Consider the following 21,610-nt stretch of genomic DNA (forward strand, 5'->3'; position numbering starts at 1 on the left):
TGCGGGGCACTGGGAAACAAAGGCGGCGACCACACCATTGCCATGTTAAGGACGCAGTTCAAACAGGTCATGGACCAGCTATGCTGCGAACGCGTAGAGGACTTACCTAAACATCTTATAAAATAAGGGGTAACCTCAGCCCCAAATATTTTCGGGCGGTCTACTCTATATTTTTCTCAACTACTGCACTAGGCTCATATCCTATTCTATAGGCTTGTGCCACTACTTTGCTTCCCTCTGGAATTTGAAACGGTTGGCTATAAACCTGCCATACTTTTGGAGTTTTTCCTTCTTTGCTTATAACTTTATATCCTAAAGAAGCGCCATTGGTAGCACTACTAATTACAACTGTATTCTGATTAAAAGAAATTTTCGGTTCCAAAGTCACCGGTTGGCTGTCAGCTCCATTCCATAATTGCGCAATTAACTCCCTTTCTGGCAGATTAGGGTTGTCCCTTATTTCTTGGAGCCAACGATCCATTTCAGTGCTTAATTCTTCCAGCTTTTTACCGTAAGCAGGGTCTTTGGCCAAATTGTTTATCTCATACGGGTCCGCTTCACAATCATACAATTCTTCCGCTTCCTTTTTTTCCCTGAACCAAAGGCTCTGTATACTATCTAATTTTCCCTCATCATGCATACGTAACATCTCCTTCATAGTTGGAATCCTTTCTCTATACTCAACCGGCAAATAATAGCCTTGGTCAGGTCTATAGTTTCTTATGTACTTAAATTGATTGTCGCGCACGGCTCTGATTACATCCGTAAAACCGTCAAAACGGTCTGCGGCGCCATGAATATATTTTCGTTTTTCCTTCGATTTATAATCCCCTAAAAAAGCTTTCCCCTGCATATACTTTGGAGGTTCAACACCTATTAAAGAAAGTAACGTGGGGGCAAAATCTACAAAACTAAGCAACTGATCATCTTTGGTTTCCGAATGTTGTTTATTAGGAAACCTTATAATCAATGGCGTATTTAAGCCAGAATCGTACACTAACCGTTTTTCCCTAGGTAACGGTCCACCATGATCGCCATAGAAAAAGATTATAGTATTCTCTAAAAGTCCATCATCTTCCAACTGCTTCAATATTGCACCAACCTGCCTATCCATTTCAGCTATATTGTTATATGCTTTCCACATATCACGACGTACCGTGGGTGTATCCGGTAAATAAGGAGGAATAGAAAACTCCGTTTCCTTGGATAAATGCACAGGTGTCTCCTGTTCCGTCATACGGTCGCTTTTCCAGGTATATGTTGTATCACCAGCACGATAATGCCTTGTTTCAATATTTCTAAACCCATAAGGTTCGAACAGCCCAGATTCATGCGTATCCGTAAAATTGAAAACCGAAAAAAACGGTTGGTCATTCCCTCTATTTCTCCAATGCGCGTATGGACTACTCTCATCCCAACCCGTTTTAGGGGCTCTAAATTGATAATCTTCTTTATCGTTATTTGAGCAGTAATACCCATTCATACGTAATAACTCACTAACCATACGAGCTTCTGCTGGCGGAACCGCTCCGTAAGAAGGTAATCCGGTCTCCTCTGTATATGAAGTGGTACGCATATGGTTGGCCCCAATACCTGACGGGTACATCCCCGTTGTAATAGCCGCTCTACTCGGAGCACAAACTCCTGATGTGGAATATAAATTAGGATATACAACACCCTCTTTTGCCAAACGGCTCAAATTTGGAGTAACAATTGTAGAGTCTCCAAAAGAAGGAATGTACGGCCCCATGTCCTCAGTAACCAACCATAGAATATTGGGCTTTAGGGGTAATTCCGTTTTAGATGTTATGGGAAGAGTTTTTTGGCTCTTTTCACTTTCATTTTTACAACTAAAAAGGATAGTACATATACAAATGACTGTTATATTTCTGATTGGTAACATGTATTTATACATAATATGAAATTGAGTGTAAAGTTACAGGGGTCTTTATTGATGTTTTTGAAGTTGACTCTTTTCAATCAAAAAATCAACTCTTAAAGAAACAGACTATTTCATGTAGAACAGATGTTCTAAATCTGTGGATACCGGACTGTTATCTTCGTTCGTTTCCATAAGATCTGCCATATAATTCCACCATTCTCTGCAAATTGGAGTATTGGCTATCTGATTCCACTTTACTTCTGATTCTATTTCGGCGTAACCAAACAAAAAACAGCTCTCGGTATCTAAAAAAATATTGTAATTACGAACGCCATGGTTCTTAAGTACTTCTTTTAATTCTGGCCAAATTGGATTGTGCCTTTTGGTATATTCCTCGATTTTATCTTCATATACCTTCATTTTGAATGCTTTTCTAACCATTTTCTCATCTAGATTTTAAACTTTTCAGTAGATTCAACTTCTTTTTTGAACTTACCGTCTTCACACTTACAGAGCCTCTTTAAGACACTATTTACAATTGTCAAGACCGTTGAGCTCTTATACCTTAAAGTTGGTCATTCTTGATTATATCAAAAATAAAGCTAGAAAAACGGTAATGTATCCTGCACAATGCTGTTAAAGCCAATTATTCATGAAAATTATGTGCAAATGTTAGTTCACATATCGTGCTAGTTATTTGTGAAATGAAAGGTAATAAACACAATACTGTAGCTATTATAGTTAATCTCCAAGCCAAGCTAATGAAAAGACGGAGGACTATCCAATTAACCGCATCTTTATGCAAGGTACATGTTTGCTATAAAATTCCTCTGCAACTTAACAACATCAATAATCAGCACAGTACAGGATGCTATTGATCCAGGCATTCAATATTATTGATAGAGTATTGAATAAAATTAACTTGGATTTAGACACTGTTTTAAGAGAAATACAAAGCAAGAACCATTTTGCTTTTAAAAGAATATTTGATGATATGTACCAAGATTTGGTAACATATGCCTACGGTTTTCTTTTTGATAAGTCTTTAAGCGAAGATGTGGTGCAAGAGGTTCTTCTATAGCCACTTAAAAAATTTGAAAAACGAAAAGCAGTTTTCGGAGAAATCTATAATCACGATTTCAATACCGTAGAAGAAAGTCTAAAATATAAAATGGTTATGACGGATCCTTATAAGTTAATTGTTCCCAATTCCAAAAATAGACCTAACGAAAAAGTTCAATTGTTCAATATTTATGAAGACCCATTAGAGCAGACAGATATAGCGGATGAAAACCCTTCCATAGTTGAAGAGTTAAAGAAAAAAATAGAAGAATCTTGGAAAAACTGATTACAAAACTTATGAAAAAAACGTGCTATTTTATTTTCGCAGCAGTTTTAATTGCTTTTAGTTCCTGTAAAAACAATAAGAATCTTAAGCAAACCCCTAAGAACAGTATTAGACCTAACGTCCTCGTTATCCTAACGGACCAATGGCGGGCGCAAGCAACAAGCTATGCTGGAGACCCAAATGTAAACACGCCTAATCTAGATGAACTGGCCACGGCAAGCGTAAACTTTACAAATGCAGTTTCTGGTATGCCCGTATGCTCTCCCTTTAGGGCTTCACTTTTAACTGGTCAACGTCCATTGACCCATGGGGTCTTTATGAACGATGTTCAATTAGATACCAATGCGGTAACAATTGCCAAAGTATTTAATAAAGAAAATTACGATACTGGCTATATTGGCAAATGGCATTTGGACGGGCACGGCAGGCTTCAGAATGTGGCTCCCGGTCAAAGAAGGCAAGGATTCAAATTCTGGAAGGGCAACGAATGTACCCATGACTACAACAAATCGGTATATTATGATAATGAAGACCCGAACAGAAAAATTTGGGACGGGTACGATACCTTTGAACAAACCGATGCGGCCATCGATTATATTAAAGAAAGAAAATCTTCCGACAATCCTTTTATGATGATTCTTTCTTACGGCACACCACATGCGCCGTACCATACGGCACCGGAGGAATATAGAAATCGATTTGACCCAGATAAGATTCAATTACGTAAAAATGTCCCGGACAGTCTCAAAGCAAAGGCTAAAAAAGATTTGGCCGGCTATTACGCCCATATTGCCGCAATTGACGATATGATAGGCAAGTTGATTAAAAACCTAAAAGACTCCGGCAACTATGATAATATCATAATAGTCTTCACCTCTGACCATGGGGATTTATTGGGTTCCCATGGCGCATACAAAAAACAACAACCCTACGAAGAGTCTGCACGGGTTCCAATGTTGTTCCGCATTCCGGAACAGCTTAAAATTTCTGAAGGTGAACGAGATGCACTGATGAATTCAGAAGATATTATGCCCACCATTTTAGGCCTGTGCAACATTTCAATTCCAACTACCGTAGAAGGAATAAATTATAGGCCCTATATGGAAGGAAAGGAACAGATAGGAGACGCCACGTTACTTACATGCGTACAACCGTTTGGACAATGGAACAAAGTACAGCATGGAGCTAGGGAATATAGAGCTATTAAGACACAGCAATATACTTATGCTAGGGATTTAACAGGCCCATGGCTTCTTTTTGATAATAAATTGGACCCCTACCAACTGAATAACCTTGTTGGTAATGAAGGTTATACTACCGTGCAAGATGATTTGGAGAAACTGCTGTATCAGCGTTTAGAAGAAACCGGTGATGAATTTTTACCAGGTACGGAATACATTAAAAGGTGGGGATACCCCATTGATGAAACGGGCACGGTTCCCTATACGCACTAGTATACTTTACTATTTTGGTTATAAAGGGCAGTTCTATCGAGCTGCCTTTTTTTTAACTTAAAACGACTCATTATTGTATAGCCTGACAGGATAGAACAGGATGCAAATTCTTAAAAACACCACTAAAATTGTTGTTCCATAGAGCCTCTAATATTTACCCAAAATGGAAGTGCCACATGTAGCGTTTTTAAAAAATCACAAAATAATCCTTATGAGAACCTTTAAATTACTCCTTATTTCCTTTTTATCCGTTTACTTCTGTAACGCCCAAAAAATTAAACCCGAAGAAGTGAAAGATGTTATGAAAAAGGTTGCCGACTGGCAAATGGACCACATTAATGACAGTTATAGCAATAAGAAACCCCATCATCCTTTGCATTGGACAAACGCAGCACTATATGTTGGTATGGCCAAATGGGCAGAAATGGCAGATGATGATACCTATTATAATTGGTTAAAAGGTATTGGTGATCAAAACAACTGGCAACTTCACGAGCGAAAATATCATGCAGATGATCATGCTGTTGGCCGCATGTATGCAGCTCTGTACCGAAAATATAACCAAGAGGAAATGTTAAAACCCACTAAGGAACAATTTAATTTTCTTATACACCATCCTGCCAAGACCAAATTAAATTGGGCCACGCCCTACCACCAAGATCGTTGGAATTGGTGCGACGCCCTATTTATGTCTCCACCCGTTTGGGCCGACCTCTATAATATAACTGGAGAGCAGAAGTATTTGGATTTTATGTTTGAAGAATACAAAGCCACTACCGAGTTCTTATTTGATGAAGAAGAAAATTTATACTACAGGGACGAACGATTTAAAGGTAAGTTAGACAATGGCACCAAAATATTTTGGGGACGTGGTAATGGTTGGGTTTACGCTGGTTTGACCGATATCCTATCTAATTTAAAGCCTCAAACCAAAGAGTATGAATACTTCTTGGACATTTATAAAAAAATGTCTGAAAAACTTATAGAAATACAAACACCAAAAGGGCATTGGGCCATGAGCTTATTGGGCCATGAATTCTATCCTACCCCTGAGACCAGCGGCTCTTCATTCTTTATATACGGTTTAACATGGGGCATCAATAACGGAATATTAAAAGGAAGAAACTATAAAAAAGCCGTAATTAATGGATGGAACGCCATGACCGGATATGTACATGAAAATGGCATGCTAGGATATGTCCAACCCATAGGGGCAGCCCCAGGGAATGCCAGTCCGGACAAAACGGAAGTATATGGTACTGGAGCCTTTTTAAGTGCAGGTTCCGAAATCTATAAAATGGCAAAGGACAACTAGAAAGAGGTAACCAAATAAATCGGCGATAATGAATCGAAAAGAATTTGTACAACTCTCCGGCTTAGGCACGGCTGCTCTTACCCTAGCAATAGGGCCATGGGTTAATTCATGTTCCGATAAGATTACCAAAGAACATTCTTCAGAGTATAAGAAACTTGTTTATGACCTTTTAAAAGATTGGTGTGACGGGCTTATCCAAACCCAAATTATGGATGCGGACAACCCTAGGATACACGGTATGTTCAAATGCCCGGCATGCAATAAGGTCCACGGACGAATGATGGACGCCGTATATCCTCTTCTGGCCATGGCAAAGTATACGGGGGAACAAAAATATCTTAATTCCGGTATTGCCGTGATGGAGTGGGCCGAAAATGTAACCTTACCCAGTGGAGCTTGGTCCAACGACCTTAATCCCAAATCTTGGAACGGAATTACGGTTTTTGGTGCCATTTCCCTTGCCGAAGCCCTACACTATCATGGAGATTTGCTAGATGAGGAACGGCGTGAACGATGGAGGGCTAGATTGGCCAGAGCTGCCGATTTTGTTTACAGAAAATTTCCAACGATGGATGTGACCAATGTAAATTATGGCGCCACCACAATCTACGCCCTAAATCTCATTGGAAAAATACTCAATAAGCCAGAATACCTATCTCGTAGTAAAGAACTAGCGGAAGCCATCAAAACCTATTTTACAAAACCAAATAATTTTTTATATGGAGAAATAAAACCAAGTGCACATAAGCTAAGCAACAAGGGATTAAAAGGTATAGATTTAGGCTATAACGTGGAGGAATCTTTGAACAATATTGTACTATATGCCGTTAATGAAAACGATACTCAACTTCTTGAGCTTTTGGATAAATCCCTAAACACTCATTTAGAATTCATGTTACCAGATGGGGGTTGGGACAATGGCTGGGGGACACGAATGTTTAAGTGGACGTATTGGGGAAGTCGTACTTGTGATGGCAGTCAACCTGCATTGGTACTTATGGCCAACCGCAACCCCGCTTTGGGCACGGCCGCGGTAAAATATACCGAATTATTGAGACGCTGTACCCACAACGGATTGTTACATGGAGGAATTCACTATGCATCGCACGGCATTAAACCTTGTATACACCACACCTTTGCACATACCAAACCATTGGCCCATTTATTAGATAATTGGAATGATTTGCCCAAAATAAATACAGAAACTCCTCTACCTAGAAGTACTGCCGATGGTATTAAACATTATAAGGAAATAGATACTAGTCTTTTTGCCCGGGGAAATTGGAGAGGGACCGTAACTGCCTATGATGCAATTTATAAAGATGGATATTATCGCCAAGCTACGGGAGGGGCCTTATCTTTATTGTACCACAACAAAGTTGGGCTACTGTTAGCGGCAAGTATGGCCAAATATAAGTTGGTAGAGCCATTAAACCAACAACCCAATCCGGGAGAAGATTTTCCTTTTACCCCAAGAATTGAAACCATACATAATGGTGAATGGAGCTCTAATATTTTTGATCGTACCGCAACTATTTCTTCCAATGATACAAATGGGCAGATTTTAATAAATGCGGAATGCCTATTAAAAAACGAGCACAACCAAACTGTAAAAACTACTGCTTCAGATTTTAATCTGATCTATGAGTGTTCTGAAAATTCTTTACGAATAGTTGCTAAAACCAATCAGGAAATTATTTCTAGAACCTCTTTTGTACTACCTATTATTTCTCCTAGCAGCGAGACGGTCACACAACTCAATACGAATGAGCTTACCGTACAAAAACCAGAAGGTTTGGTAAAAATCACTTCAAATGTCCCCCTCACCATAAGGGAAACGTCTAAAGAACGTATTTTTAATATGGTTCCCGGTGCCGAAGCTATTCCTATCATGGCCTATTTTGACAAAAACAAAGTGGTAGAACTAACAATTGAAGTCATATTAGTCACCTTATGAGAAATGGCTCATTTTTTGTTTTAGCTTTAAGTTTACTGTGTTTATCCGCCTGTAAAGAGGAAGAAAAGATAAAAAAAACCGTAAAAGTTGAACATCCCAACGTACTATTCATTGCTGTAGACGACCTGAATAATATGATTAGAATACTCGATAAATATTCAGGTACCAAAACTCCCAACATAGACCGTTTGGCTTCTAAGGGAGTAACTTTTTCGGATGCACACTGCCAAGCCCCATTATGCGGTCCTTCAAGAGCTTCATTAATGACAGGTCTACGCCCATCAACCACTGGTATTTATGGCATGATATCAGATGTAGAAATACGTTCCAAAAACAATCCCGCAACACAAAATATTATAATGCTTCCCGAATACTTTAAGAAACATGGTTATCATACCATGGGTATTGGCAAGTTGTTCCATACGCATGCTCCTGATGGAGTTTTTGATGAGTCTGGCAACAGGGAGAAAGGATTTGGACCTTATCCTGATGAACGATTTGTCTGGGACGGTTTTGGTTCCTCGGACCGAAAGAAATATGGAAGAACAAGTACAGATTGGGGTGCTTTCCCAGAAGCCGACTCATTGATGCCCGACCACCAATCCGTAAATTGGGTCAACGAGCGTTTAAAGAAAACCTACGACCGTCCCTTTTTTATGGGAATAGGTTTCTTACGGGTACATGTACCTCTTTATGTGCCACAAAAGTGGTTTGACCTCCATCCGCTGGACAGTATAAAAACTAGACCCTATCGGGGCAGATGATTTAAACGATGTTCCTCCTGTGGCATTACAGATAAATGATTTGCCCATGATGCCCTCTACGGATTGGGCCATTAAAAGTGGAGAATGGCCAAAAATCATTCAGGCCTATTTGGCTTGTGTGAGCTACGTAGATTACGAAATAGGAAGACTGTTAGATGCGCTTGATGAAAGTGAACATGCCAATAATACCGTTATTGTTCTTTGGTCCGACCATGGCTATCGCTTGGGAGAAAAAAGCACCTTTGCCAAGCATGCCCTTTGGAATGCCGCGACCAAAACACCCCTATTATTTGCGGCTCCCAATTTACCCAAAGGAAAAGTAATAGATGAGCCCGCCGAATTACTGTCTATTTACCCTACTCTTTTGGAATTGTGCGGACTACCTGCTTATGAAAGAAACGAAGGAAAAAGTCTTGTTCCCTTAATAAATGATAACGATCTAAATCCCCATTTTGCAATCACAACCTTTGGGATGAACAATCACGCCGTCAAGTCCAAGCAATTTAGATACATTCGCTACGAAGATGGAACGGAAGAATTATATGATCATAAAAATGACCCCAACGAATTCACCAATCTAGCGAACCACCCTGATTACCTAAACATTACAAGGCGTTTAAAACAACATCTACCCACTAAAAATGCCATTTGGGACGATAATTCATCCTATACTTTTCAACCTTATTTTGTTGAACAAAAGACAAGAACTAACGGCAAAGAGATGACAGATGTAAAAGTAATTGGAGCTCCCCAATAACTAAAACAGGGTAATCTCCCAAAAAGAACATTACCCCGTTTCTTATATTATTTTATAGAAGTTCTACAGCGTAGGCTCCCAACCCGCAGCATATTCCCTTCCCCATAAAGCCAAGGCTTTTCTATCTAACATCCTACCTGTTTTGGGGTCTATATCAAAACCATTCCCAATTCTATAAGCTACATTTCCAAAGTGTACCAACGCCATACTTTTAGAGGCATCATCTATAGGGGCTTGTAAAGTTTCCTTACCTCTAATGGCATTGAAAAAATTACCCACATGTATGGTACTCATTCCTCCACCGCCACCAAGCTCTAACCCACCTTCCTTGGTTTTGGCCTTGACCGTTTCTACCAAGTTTCCCTCACGATCATACAACTTGTATAAATCACGGTTTACATACACACTGCCTTCGCTACCGTAAATAATCGTACCACGTCCGCCGCCATAGGTTCCGTATCCGTTTCTACTCTTTCCGTCCCATTTAATAGTAGTATTGTTATCGAACTTAAATGTAGCCTCCATGGTATCGTACATCTCCCAACCATCATCAACAAGGGCAGATTTAATGCCATCTGCCTCCACATGATTTGGAAAATCTACTTTTAAGGCCCAACGTGCTACATCTAGCTCGTGTGTACCGTTATTTCCCAATTCTGCGGTACCGTAATTCCAACCGTACCAATGCCAATTGTAATTCCATGTCTCCGAAGTATAATCACGGCGAACAGCAGGTCCTTGAAACAATTCCCAGTCTAGTCCTGTAGGAACTGGAGCCGCTTTTTGATGTGGAACCTCTCCCCGTTTGCTACTAAAGAAGGCTACAGCCTTGTATGGCTTACCTATTACACCATCATGAATTTGCTTGATAATATCTATACTATGCTGAGCAGAACGTTGTTGGTTACCCATCTGCACCACTCTATCATATTTTTTCTGCGCAGCAACGAGCAGTTCGTTTTCGGCCATGTTATGGCTACAAGGCTTTTCAACATATACATGTTTTCCTTCTTTTAATGCCATTATAGAACCTGGAGCATGCCAGTGATCAGGTGTTAGATTAAACAATGCATCTACCTTTTTATCCTCAAGCACCTTTCTTATATCATTTTCCAGTTTTGGAGTATACCCCAAACGAGGAGTCATTTCTTTTGCGGCTTTTACACGCTGGCTTTCCATAACATCACAAAGGTAAACGAGCTCCACATTATTACTCTTTAACTCTACTGGAGCATATATGGCTCCAACACGACGGCCCAAACCAGCTATGGCTACTTGGATCCTATCATTGGCCCCCATAACTTTTCTATAACTCTTAGCAGATAAGCTGGAACTTCCGAGTATAGCACCCGTAGTTCCCAAGGCTGTTTTCTGAATAAAACTTCGTCTAGATGTTTTCATTATTATAATTCTTTGATATTAATATTCCGGTAAAATACTTGGACCCATGATTTTGTAAAAATATGCTCCCTGTTTTGGCGTCTCCAAAATAAGCACAATGTAGACCATTGCTACTATATTATCTTTAAAAAGAATTGATTACCAATTTAATTTCATGATGCCCTGGTTCCAAACGTACAGAACCGAAAGCGGCATTTACTTTTTTACCATTATGCATTAACTCTTTTCCTGGTGATGGAGCAATTTCAAACTCTGCTACCATATTTGCCGGAATCTCAATTTTGAAAACCTGAAGCCTAGAAGTCTCGTAGGTATATTCTCCTTTTATCGTTCCTTTAACGGTAGGCACTTCAATACTGCTATTTTTCAAATCGCTCATTTGAGGTTTTATAATAGCGATTCCAAACCCCGGTGTTTTGGGTTGAATACCCCAAAGTCCTCGTGGAATGGCATTTGCGGGCACAGCACCCCACGCATGGTTCCAATCTAGATTGTTCTTGTACTTCAGGTCCCAAGCTTCCAAGGTCATAGTAGACCCAATACGGATCATATTATACCAGCTTCTATCACTGGTATCCGTTAATAATTCCAACGCGTAGTCCTCTGCTCCGGCGTTATACAATCCATCCATTAAGTATTGTGAACCATAAACGCTACAGGCCATTCCTCTAGATTTTACGTGTTCTACAACAGAAGAAATATGCTCCTCCGGTACCATGTTAAAGGCTAAGGGCAACATATTGGCATGCAGGGCTGCATGGTCCGTTCCAATTCCATCTACATATATACCACGTTCGGCATCGAACATTTTTTCGTTGACCGCTTTTTTTGCCTTTAAAGCTCGGAGTTCAAAATCCAGTGCCTCCTCCGTTTTACCCAAAACCTCCGCAAATTGGGCCATGATTTTCATATTCTGGTAATAAAACGCATTTACTACAGTATTATAATCTTTAAAAACATAAGCGTCACGTTCCCCCTTATTTGATGGGTCTCCTCCCCAGCCTGCAGAAGGCCAATCTACAATATCCCTAAAAGTCTCCTTCATTTTTTCGGGAAACCCAAGGTTTTTCATCAATTCCGGAGTCATTTTAGTAGAGGTTATAAGACCATCTTCATTAGCAAGCTCGTAAAGCGTTTTATACTTTAACCGGTCATAGTACTTCTTGATCAGTTCTGTGTTGCCCGTATACATATAATCTGCATAAAACATAAGCGCCACATGCTGTTGCCATTCCGTTGGCCATGTAGGATGTTCCATAAAATATTCTATGGTTTGCCTAGCTATAGCATATTCCCGATCAGTGGTGTAATGACTTAGTTGGTTCAAATACGCATCTGCTTCATACGGAATACGTTCTCGATCGCCATCTACATAAAGACCGTTAAATGTTGTAGCTTTTATCGTGTACTTACAAATTTCCCAAACCTGATTTAAAATATCATCTGAGCTTTTGAAGCTACTGGCACTGTCTTCCCAGTAGCTATGATGCGCTAAGAATGTAAAGTCTTCCGCATTAACGTCCCCCTCTATACCTTGAACCTCTACATACCTAAAAGGCATTAAGACAGGAAAACCTTTAGGAAGAGGTAGTGCCTTGCCGGGTAAGGTATTTCGCTTGTCCGGTTTAATTTCAAGTTGATATTCCGTTTGGTCCGGATTTACCTTCATTTTAATTTCCTGATACCTGATATGACTTTTTTCAAAAGGTTTTCTGTTGATGTTCTCCCCGTCTAATTGTTCCCCAATTCTAAAGGTAACTATACCTGAAGTTTTGGCCTTATATGTAAAATTGAGGGTAGCGAAAGCCGCTTTTCCAAAATCCATGAAATAAGTATCGCCTCTGTTTTCGAATTTGACAGGTTTAATTTTGTCTATTTGAAAACTATTTGGGGTCGTTATGGTTGCCTTGGGGCTTCCCATGGTAAAAGACTGACTTTGAGAATATCTTGATAGTCGATTATCTTGGTCCCAAATACGTACCTTCCAGAAATAGGTCTCTCCGTTTTTTAAAGCTGACCCACCGTGCTCTATTTCTGATGAGGTATTGGTGCGAATTTGTCCACTATTCCAAACATCACCAATATTGCTGTCTATTTTCTCTTTGGTTGAAGCTACCAATATTTGATAGGCCGATTGTGAAACTGCGCCATCCGGCACCACCCATCCAAATTCTGGTTTGTCATCAATAATGGCAACACCCTCTGTGTTGCGTATCCATTCTACAATCAAGTCGCTTGGTCCATTGGAATATTCATCCGAATGCTCCAGAATAAGACTGTTAGTTTTATTTCTAAAAGCCTTTAATTTTTCAGCATATTTTGCATCCTTGGCCAGATTGTGTATTTCTTTGGGGTCGTCTTTTAAATTATAAAGTTCTTCAAAAGATTGGTCATTAACATACCGGAAGTACTTCCATTTTTTTGTACGTACTCCTTCACTAGGTGGTATATTCTCAAATTCCCAAATATGCTCTATAAGCACAGTATCCCGCCCAAAATCGCGCTTGGCGCTTTTCACAATAGGCATAAGACTTTTACCGTGCCACGCTTTTGGTTGATCAATGCCGGCCAAATCCAGAATTGTAGAAGGTACATCTATGTTCAGGGCCATGGCATCACTATCTTTTTGCTTTTTCTCCCTTGGGTCAAAGACTATTAAAGGCACCCTTACGGAATTATCATATAACAACCATTTACCTGCAAGCTGGCGCTCCCCTAAAAAGTAGCCGTTATCGCCCATGAGAATTATAACCGTGTTTTCTGCAAGTCCCTTCTTTTCCAGCTCGGCCCTAATTTTGGCAATTTCCCTATCAATACCAGAAATCATTCTATAGTAGCCTTTTACGCTATGCTGATATTTTTCAGGGGAATCGTACCTCCAGGTCCAACGTAACCGGTTGAAACCATCTCGTACAAATTTAGGTTGAGCCTCAAAATACTTGTCCTCTCCTAAATCTGCATCGGGCATATTGATGTTCTGAAGCAAGGCATCTGATTCTCCCTGCCAAAAATATTGGTCCTTTGCCCCATCATGTGCATGGGGAGCACTGAAACTTAAAGAAAGACAAAAAGGTTTATCCGTCTTTACATCTGCAATAAAATCTATAGCTTTCTGTCCCGTATATCGCGTTAAATGAACGGTATCCTTACCTAACGTTTTATAGTAATAACCACGTCTGTCCTTATACTCATTGTTACGGTCATAGGACTCAAATTGATCAAATTGATTCTCTAGTTTATCATAACGAACCCCATATTTCCCATAAAAACCGGTAAAATATCCATTCTCTTTTAAAATTGAAGGATATGATTGAGCCATGTACGATTCTCTAATATTTCCTGTCTGGAAATTGAAATTATGGGTACGCTCATAAAGCCCTGTTAAAATGCTGGCCCTACTTGCCGCGCAGATCGGAGTGGTAACCATAGCGTTTTTAAAATAGGTACCCTCTTTTGCCAACTTATCCATTTCAGGGGTAGAAATAAGTTTGTTCCCTGCATAACCCAGAGCATCAAAACGTTGGTCATCCGTTAAAATAAAAATAATGTTAGGCTTTTTAACCTGCAGTTCTTTCTCCGCTTTTTGTGCCTTTAATGTTAGTACGCCACCACAAAGAAAGATTGCCGCTAAAATTTTTATACTCATAAACTTGATATTTGTTAATTCTCTTAAATTAGATTCTCTGTTCAAATCTTAGAAGTCGGGTAAAGAATCTTATTCAAACTTATGTGTTATAGAAGCATTACCCATCCTGTGCTGTCCTGAGAGCGGGCGTGATTACTGTTTATAAATTCTTGTGTTACATTCACCCAACGTATTACTTTTTGTTCGCTAAATCTTTAAGTACCGATAGTATTTCAGACACTCCCATTCTTTCTGTATAATTTGCTTCTACATGGGCAGCTTCAATAATTTGATCAGTGTTAATAATAAATGTTGCGGGAACAGGAAGTGTTTTTGAACCATCGCCATTTAAAAGTGTTAAATCTCTTCGCGCATGGTAATCCTCTCCTGGATCAAACTGAAGATTATACGCTTTAATGACTTTTTGATGTGCATCACTTAGCACTTCAAAATCAAGACTGTTTTTCTCTTTTGCCGTTAATGCTTCATCAGGGTTTTGAGGACTTATTGCCAAAAATGAAGCTCCTAAAGATGTAATATCCGGTAGTTTACTTTGTACTTCCTTCAGGTCTAAATTACAAATAGGACACCATTCACCACGATAAAATTTGATAACAACTACACCAAATTTTAAAAGTTCAGATAGCGAAACCTCTTTCCCTAAGGCATTGGGAAGCGTAAAGTCCGGAGCTTTATCTCCTACCTTTAATCCTTTGACGTGGCTTGCATTTGAAATAACCAACTTTTGAAAATCTTTTAAATCTCCCATTCTAACTATCTTTATCTTTTAGATGTCTACAAGTTCTTTAGCTGTATATTTCTATACTCTACCTTCATAGGCGGGCCAACATGTACCTGCACTCCTAAATGTCCTCTTAATTTTCTATTTATAGGATCTTCATCAAATACGTCACTCATTAATGTCCCATTTACGTAATGCTGAAGACGATTTCCTTTTATAACAAGATGTACTTCGTTCCAATCTTCACTTTTAACCTTAGTCTTTAGCGAATCCGATTCTCCCAAAGAACCTATTACCTCCCTACTTTGCCAGCAATTCTTTTTTACATTGCCTCGTAAAGAACCGGCAACATCCGGATTATCTTGAGTCTTTATTTTTACTTTCTCCCCACGGTATGCTAATGTAGCCCTTTTCTTTTCCTCATAGTTCTGTCCCGTATATCTTCGCTTTCCATCTATATCCGCTTGATATCCCCTCATGGCGTTAGGTATGGTATCGATCAAATCACTTCTATAATTTATGCCACTATTACCGGATTCGGTTATTCTAAATTCCAACTTCAGCTCAAAGTCATCCGGCTGCCCTCCTTGCCAAATAATAAAGGTATTACTTTTCAAAAGGGTTTCCGGGGTTACCTCTCCTACTAGATGACCATTTTCAACACGCCAATAATTGAGGTCGCCTTTCCAATTTGTCAAGGTTTTCCCATCAAATATATTTATAAAACCGTCTTCTTTCTCTTGAACTTTTGCCGTGGTTTCTACAGTAGTTTCCTGTTTTTTTTCTTTACAAGATTGAAAACCTAACAGTAATGTTAAAGCAAAAAGAGTTCTCCCCATTAATTTAAATACGCTACTATATTTATTCATAATTCCTATTATATTTTTTTGATTGTCATAATTCTTCTACTGATAATTTCCATAAAATTAAGAAACCTAAAGCCTCCTTTTTAAGGTTCTACATTTACAACAATTCTTGGTTTATTCTCTGATTTTTCCGCACTTCTAAATGATAGATTACAAGTGAAATTTTTTGTATGATTAAAGGTCATGGATGTCCATGACCTTTAATTTTCTTTGATAAATTATATTTTCCGATTCAATTAAAAATTTGGATTTAATGAAGATTCCGATGCAGGTAAGGCGTAACGTTCAGAAATATTGGTAAAAACATTACCTCTTGGCTCTACACCAGCAGGATAGTAATAATCAATAGGATTCGCCTTTATTTTATTACCGTGAGCGGTAATCACATCTATAGCCCTGCCTGTCCTTACCAAATCAAACCATCTTTTGTTTTCAAAAGCAAGCTCCACCCTTCTTTCATTAAAGATAGCTTCTCCCAGATCCCCCACAGGATCACCTAGACCAGCACGTGTACGAACCTGATTAAGATAAGGAAGAGCTTCTCCGTCTTTACCTTGTTCTTCTAAAGCTTCGGCTAAAAACAACAACACTTCGGAATACCTGTATACGGGCCAGTTCATCCCATGGTTATTATGTAATGCATGGGGCTCCACATATTTTTTAATGATAGGGTAAACACCATCTTCCCAAAAACTTTCACTAATAGTAACATACATAATTGAAGCATCTTCCCTTAAATCTCCTTCTTCATAGGCATCAATTATGTCCGGTGTAGGTATATTGTTTCCTTCACCATTAACCGGTTGTGGATTTGAAGTTCCCGTTATAGCACCGACTTCTTCGGCAGTAATTGGTCTTGGTAGAAAGTTATATAAAAAACTTCCGTTTAAACCTTCGGCACCCTCCCTGTATTGAATTTCAAAAACAGATTCCATGTTGTTCTTGTTTTCGCTATTCCCGGAAAAAGCATCTTCATAATTAGGCATCAACATATATTCATTACTAGCTACCACAGCTTTTAAAAGAATTTCCGCCTCTGCCCACTGTTCTCTAACGATATAAACATTGGCCAAAAGGGTTTGAGCCGCCCCTAGTGTAACCCTACCCGGTTCTTGCTCCGACTTAAGGGGCAACAAGGCTGTAGCTCCCTGAGCATCCTCAATAATTTGTGCATAAAGGTCGTCTTCACTAGAGAGTGGCAAAGCTGCCCCATCACGGTCTAATACAGGTTCTAGGTGCATGGGTACACTACCAAATAGCTGCGTCAATTCAAAATACGAATAAGCTCTTAAAAAAAGTGCCTGTCCTTTAAGGTTGGCCTTGGCCGCTTCATCAAATTCCGCATCATCAATAGTGGTCAAAATTTGATTTGTACGTGCTATAATCTGATAATATTCACGGTATATTTCCTCTACCCACCTGTTGGCTGTAATGCCTCCTTCGCTAGGTATGGAATGGTCCGCAATATCTTCTTGATTCTCTGTTGCACCAAATGCCGTATTACGCGCAAAATAAGTATTGTCTGAATGCATTTCCGCCAGATAAGGCTTGGCTTGGTTGTTAATCAGACGTAACGGGACGTAAGCACCGTTAACCGCCTGGGTAAAATCCGTTTCTGTTTTAAAGAATGTAGGAACACTTAATGAGTCCTCGGGAAATATGGTTATTTCGTCATCGCAACTACTGACTATAAAAGCCATGGACGCTACGACACAATAAAATATCTTTTTCATTTTTTCAGTTTTAAAATTTGTCGAAAGTGAAATATGTTTTGTCATCGTAGTCTATGATTTAAAAGTTTAAGTTTAAACCAACACTAAAAATGCGGGGAACCGGGTATCCAGAAATATCCACCCCGGAAGCAAGGTTGCCCCCGTCTCCATCTCCGTTATTCTGCACACTTATTTCAGGGTTTGGTCCTCCCCAATATTTGGTGAAAATGTGCACATTTTGAATAGATCCGTATATACGGGCCGATTTAAAATATTTATCCACTCCTGGTAAGGTATAGCCTAAAGTTATATTTCTAATATTGAAATAAGAGGCATCCGCAACAAAGCGATCGTTTATCCAGTCTCTCTCTATACCGGTAACGTTTCCGCCTCCAACGGTAGTTCCGTAAAAACCATCACCTGGATTATCTACGGACCTAAACCGATTCTCAACGTCTTTCAAAAGATTAAAAACACCATCAAGATTGGTAGTACTGAACAAGTGGCGCACCAATAATTGGTTCCCCTGAGACCCTGTACCCACAACAGAAAAATCAAAGTTGCCGTATTTAATCGTATTGGTTATACCATAGGTAAAGTCTGGAAAAGGGCTGCCTGTAATAGCTCTATCATCCTCATCTCCCCCACGGGTTATAATACCATCTCCATTAATATCCACAAGCTTTATACTACCAACTGTTGAACGACCTGGGACTTGAGGTGAATTGTCCAAATCTTCTTGATTGAGATATACTCCATCCGATACATGACCATAAAACTGACCAAAGGGTTGGCCTACTTGAGTAATATGCCACCCTCCTGGTCCATAAACCCTATCAATTCCATCAGCCAGCGCTTCTACCCTATTTCGGTTGAATGAAATATTGGCATTGGTCGTCCATTGAAACTTACCAGTTGTGTTCACTGTATTTAAGGCAAATTCATGTCCCCAGAAACGAATCTCACCAATATTATCACTAAAATTGGAGAATCCTGATTCGCGAGCAACCTGAACATTATAAAGTAAGTTGGTAGTGTTCTTTGTATAATAATCATACACAAAGGATACCCTATCATTAAAAAGACTTAAATCAAGCCCGGCATCAAACTGCTTGGTAGTTTCCCAACCTAAGTTTGAATTTGACAGTGAGTTAACTGCCGAACCTGGTGCAAAAGTATCTCCAAAAACGGCATTTACCGTATTATCAATCAAGGCATATTGCGTGTAATTACCAATATTATTATTTCCTGTAACACCATAACTACCTCGTAATTTAAGCAAGGATATAGTTTCTGAATTTTCTAGGAAAGGCTCATCCGAAGCTATCCAACCAGCGGATACAGAAGGAAACGTACCCCAACGGTTCTCCGACCCAAATCTAGAAGAACCATCACTACGTATGGATCCGGTCAACAAATATTTTCCTTTGTAGTTATAGGTAAGACGAGATAGAAAAGAAACCAAACTCCACTCTCTAACTTCATCAAAAGTCCCGTTTCTGTTAATATTGGTCGCGCCTTGAATAGTAGGCAAACGATCATCTGCAAAATCTGATGCTTGAACCCTGTTACGATCTTGACGGTATTTCTGATAGGTAAAACCTCCTAAAACGGAGAAGGTATGGTCACCAATACTCTTATCATAGGTAATCGTATTTTCGTTCAACCAAGAAAATGTATTTCGATCGTCCCAAATGGCCTCGTTATTGGTAGGCACGGGTCTGTTGATTGAATAAGTAGCGTTAGTTGGACTGAAGAATTCATATTGCTCATTATATAATTCTGCATTCAAACTGGTCTTAATAGCAAGACCCTCAATAGGTTTATATTCAAGAAACGCGTTGCTCAAAAGGTTAACACTTTTGGTCTCATCCTTAATTCGTTCCGCAGAGTTCAACCAGTTGGCGTACGAGAAGATATTTCCTGTATCCGCAGGAAATCTATTAAACTCGGTTCTTGTACCATCCGGATTATAAATTGGCATAATGGGCCATGTATGCAATGCATTGAACAAAAGACCAGTGCCCCTAGTACCATCTGTTCTTGGCACATTGTCAACTATATGGTTGGGGGCAATGTTTACACCTATACGAACCTTATCCGATAAGGTGTAATCCAAATTAGCACGAAGTGAATAACGCTTATAGTCAGAACCTAGAACAACTCCTTCTTGGTCAAAAAAGCCTAATACTACGGATGTCTTTAATTTTTCTTTGTTGGAAGTAATACTTAAATTATAATTGGTCATAGGCGCAGTTCTCAAAAGTGCATCGTACCAATCATTGGTCTGCCCTTCATACTGTGCCGGATTCTGAAAAATATCCGGAACAGGGCTACCTTGATCTTCATAATATTCTTTTTTGAATTGAGCGAACTCAACGGCATCCATCATCTCTATTCTTCCACGTTGCGGAACACTTTGCATGCTGGTTGTCATGTTTAAGCTCACACTTGTTTCTCCTGATCGTCCACTTTTAGTCGTAATTAAAACTACCCCATTGGCAGCTCTAGAACCGTAAAGCGAAGTAGAGGCAGCATCCTTTAGCACTGTAATATCCTGAATCTCATCTGGGTTTATGGTGTTTATACCTCCGGAAATGGGAAAACCGTCTACTACGTACAATGGATCACTTCCTCCTGAAACGGATAATTGCCCCCTTATCCGAACTGACATTCCCTGTCCCGGTTTACCTGTGGCCTGATTTATTTGAACTCCTGGTAATCTACCCTGTATCTTTTGGGTAACCTGTGAAACAGGTATATCCGCAAGTTCATTGGCTTGAATCGTAGACACTGCACCAGTTACTTGACGCTTAATCTGGGTACCGTACCCAACCACAACAACTTCATCTAGAAGTGCTGCATCCTCTGTCATGGAAACGTCAATCTGACTTTTACCACTTACCGGAATCTCTTGAGGGGTAAAACCTATGTAAGTAAATACCAAAATACTATTGGCATCGGGAGCTACAATGCTATAGTTTCCATCAAAGTCCGTTACGGAGCCGGTAGTCGTTCCTTTAACAACAACATTTACACCGGGTAACGCCTGCGAGTCATCTGCCGAAACCACGGTTCCCGATACGGTAACGCTCTGCGCTTGTATCGTAAACCCCCATAGCAGAATCATAATCATAAGAAACCCCTGAGGATTTCCTCTAAATCTTTTTTTCATAATCTTGAATTATTTAGTTGAGTTATATATTATCCCTAAAATATTGAGCGATATTTTAAGGTATCTTCAAATGTATAGGGGCCATTCTTATAACTCATCCTGTACCATGCTGTGGTGTCCTGTAGTGTCCTGCCCTACTGCTATAAAATAACTATGTCGAAAGCATTTATAAGGTTGAAGAGATCTTGAAATACTATGAAAATTGATATTGAGGAATAAATAGGATACACCTTTAAAAAGACTTAAACTTAAATCAACAACATCTTCAGATAATTACAAATATTGGATTCAGAGAAGTTTTTAGAATTACTGATTCCCTTTGAAATTTTAAAGAAATGAAATTCAGATAATGAATAAATTCTAATTGGAACTGCCGAACTCTACGAACAGAAAACCCAAAAGAACCTGGACAGGATAGAATACCTGGGGTACCTCTAGACCCGATAACGGGCATGTCTTTTATATCGAGTTCCTGTCGATGAAACGGAACGGGTTCTTGACCTTCCCCTTTTTCTTGTCCATGATCATACGGGCCGCGGTCTCCCCCATGGCCTTGAAATCCGTGGAGATACAGGTAATGCCCAACAGTTGCTTCAGCGGCGTGTCGTTATA

General features: G+C 39.5%; 15 protein-coding genes and 2 pseudogenes. 8 read left to right on the forward strand and 9 right to left on the reverse strand.

The window, feature by feature from the left end; all coding sequences use genetic code 11:
* A pseudogene (locus Q4597_RS19440) lies at window positions 1–126 on the forward strand (alpha-hydroxy-acid oxidizing protein); the annotation flags it as partial.
* Window positions 127–160: 34 nt separating this feature from the next.
* Here the strand turns inward: Q4597_RS19440 and Q4597_RS19445 are convergent.
* Window positions 161–1,903 carry a sulfatase-like hydrolase/transferase gene (locus tag Q4597_RS19445; RefSeq protein ID WP_303407772.1) on the reverse strand — a complete coding sequence of 581 codons (1,743 nt, stop codon included), beginning with the start codon at window positions 1,901–1,903 and terminating at the stop codon, window positions 161–163.
* 105 nt (window positions 1,904–2,008) lie between these two features.
* Window positions 2,009–2,302, reverse strand: coding sequence for an L-rhamnose mutarotase (gene rhaM, locus Q4597_RS19450; protein WP_408065848.1), 294 nt, complete (start codon window positions 2,300–2,302; stop codon window positions 2,009–2,011).
* A 448-nt stretch (window positions 2,303–2,750) separates the two neighbouring features.
* Here rhaM and Q4597_RS19455 point away from each other — a divergent pair, with 448 nt between their 5' ends.
* The 7 genes from Q4597_RS19455 to Q4597_RS19485 all read left to right on the forward strand — a co-directional run bounded on the left by Q4597_RS19455 (window position 2,751) and on the right by Q4597_RS19485 (window position 9,477).
* Window positions 2,751–2,963: a hypothetical protein gene (locus tag Q4597_RS19455; RefSeq protein ID WP_215914056.1), complete on the forward strand. Its 213-nt coding sequence runs from the start codon at window positions 2,751–2,753 to the stop codon at window positions 2,961–2,963.
* A gap of 96 nt (window positions 2,964–3,059) precedes the next feature.
* Window positions 3,060–3,230, forward strand: a complete 171-nt coding sequence (locus tag Q4597_RS19460) for a hypothetical protein (RefSeq protein WP_289064335.1) — start codon at window positions 3,060–3,062, stop codon at window positions 3,228–3,230.
* A gap of 11 nt (window positions 3,231–3,241) precedes the next feature.
* Window positions 3,242–4,684, forward strand: coding sequence for a sulfatase (locus Q4597_RS19465; RefSeq protein ID WP_303407773.1), 1,443 nt, complete (start codon window positions 3,242–3,244; stop codon window positions 4,682–4,684).
* A 211-nt stretch (window positions 4,685–4,895) separates the two neighbouring features.
* Window positions 4,896–5,999 carry a glycoside hydrolase family 105 protein gene (locus Q4597_RS19470; RefSeq protein ID WP_303407774.1) on the forward strand — a complete coding sequence of 368 codons (1,104 nt, stop codon included), beginning with the start codon at window positions 4,896–4,898 and terminating at the stop codon, window positions 5,997–5,999.
* Window positions 6,000–6,027: 28 nt separating this feature from the next.
* Window positions 6,028–7,956 (forward strand): hypothetical protein, encoded by a 1,929-nt coding sequence (locus Q4597_RS19475; RefSeq protein ID WP_303407775.1) that lies wholly within the window; start codon window positions 6,028–6,030, stop codon window positions 7,954–7,956.
* Window positions 7,953–8,720, forward strand: coding sequence for a sulfatase-like hydrolase/transferase (locus Q4597_RS19480; RefSeq protein WP_303407776.1), 768 nt, complete (start codon window positions 7,953–7,955; stop codon window positions 8,718–8,720). The genes Q4597_RS19475 and Q4597_RS19480 overlap by 4 nt, the downstream gene beginning before the upstream one ends.
* Before the next feature lie 19 nt (window positions 8,721–8,739).
* Window positions 8,740–9,477 carry a sulfatase-like hydrolase/transferase gene (locus tag Q4597_RS19485; RefSeq protein WP_303407777.1) on the forward strand — a complete coding sequence of 246 codons (738 nt, stop codon included), beginning with the start codon at window positions 8,740–8,742 and terminating at the stop codon, window positions 9,475–9,477.
* A 63-nt stretch (window positions 9,478–9,540) separates the two neighbouring features.
* Here the strand turns inward: Q4597_RS19485 and Q4597_RS19490 are convergent, their stop codons facing one another.
* The 7 genes and pseudogenes from Q4597_RS19490 to Q4597_RS19520 all read right to left on the reverse strand — a co-directional run.
* Entirely contained in the window at window positions 9,541–10,878 is a 1,338-nt protein-coding gene (locus tag Q4597_RS19490) for a Gfo/Idh/MocA family protein (protein ID WP_303407778.1), read from the reverse strand.
* 124 nt (window positions 10,879–11,002) lie between these two features.
* The gene (locus Q4597_RS19495; RefSeq protein ID WP_303407779.1) at window positions 11,003–14,524 is read right to left on the reverse strand and encodes a sulfatase-like hydrolase/transferase; all 3,522 of its coding nucleotides are present in this window, start codon (window positions 14,522–14,524) and stop codon (window positions 11,003–11,005) included.
* 172 nt (window positions 14,525–14,696) lie between these two features.
* Window positions 14,697–15,272 (reverse strand): peroxiredoxin-like family protein, encoded by a 576-nt coding sequence (locus Q4597_RS19500; protein WP_303407780.1) that lies wholly within the window; start codon window positions 15,270–15,272, stop codon window positions 14,697–14,699.
* A gap of 26 nt (window positions 15,273–15,298) precedes the next feature.
* A complete protein-coding gene (locus tag Q4597_RS19505; protein WP_303407781.1) occupies window positions 15,299–16,114 on the reverse strand; it encodes a DUF1080 domain-containing protein in 816 nt (271 codons plus the stop codon).
* 233 nt (window positions 16,115–16,347) lie between these two features.
* Window positions 16,348–17,844, reverse strand: a complete 1,497-nt coding sequence (locus Q4597_RS19510) for a RagB/SusD family nutrient uptake outer membrane protein (RefSeq protein ID WP_303407782.1) — start codon at window positions 17,842–17,844, stop codon at window positions 16,348–16,350.
* A 58-nt stretch (window positions 17,845–17,902) separates the two neighbouring features.
* Window positions 17,903–20,998, reverse strand: coding sequence for a TonB-dependent receptor (locus Q4597_RS19515; RefSeq protein WP_303407783.1), 3,096 nt, complete (start codon window positions 20,996–20,998; stop codon window positions 17,903–17,905).
* Between the two features lie 459 nt (window positions 20,999–21,457).
* Window positions 21,458–21,610, reverse strand: a pseudogene (locus Q4597_RS19520) (transcriptional regulator); the annotation flags it as partial.

Source organism: Zobellia sp. 1_MG-2023, from assembly GCF_030549125.1.
Lineage (GTDB): Bacteria > Bacteroidota > Bacteroidia > Flavobacteriales > Flavobacteriaceae > Zobellia > Zobellia russellii.